A 604-nucleotide genomic window follows, 5' to 3' on the forward strand; every position below is an offset into this window, starting at 1 on the left:
CTCGGCGTAGCGCACGCTCAGGCCGCGGATGACCAGATCGCCCGCGCCATGGGCCACGGGCGGCAAGGCCGCAGGGTCTTCGCCCGCGGCCGGCAGGCTACTTCGCACGCTGCACCCAGGTGGGGTTCACGCCCACCGAATAGTCGGGCAGCACGGCCTGGATGGTGCCCTGCTCTTTCAGGAAGGCGGCCGTGGCGGCCAGCGACTGCGCCGCCACCGACTGCGCGCCGCCGCCCAGCCATTTCGGCGAGGCCTGCTCGGCCGGCGGCACGAAGGCATACAGCGCCAGGCTGGCAGGCACCGTGGGCGCCTCGGCGCCGGTCCACTTCGCCACCGCCTTGACCTGGGGCGAATCGGCCGTCCAGGCGGCCTTCTGGGCCGTGTACGCGCGGTCGGCATCGGCCAGCACCTGCACGAACTGGGCCAGGAAGGCATCGTGCTCGCGCGCGAACGGCCTGGACACGGCGAGCGCGTCGAACGTGGCCTTGCCGGTCTGCGCGGCGATCTGGCCCGAGGTGGCGATCACCGTGCCGCTTTGCTTGGCCTTGGCCAGCACCGGGTCCCACACGAACGTGGCGTCGATGTCGCCGCGCTCCCACGCCGC

1 pseudogene is annotated in these 604 nt (G+C 73.0%); it reads right to left on the bottom strand.

What is annotated here, in order from left to right:
• Positions 1 to 97 precede the first annotated feature (97 nt).
• Positions 98 to 604: pseudogene (locus tag AC27IO_RS25215) on the bottom strand (taurine ABC transporter substrate-binding protein); the annotation flags it as partial.

The organism is Acidovorax sp. KNOB132 (genome assembly GCF_057541515.1).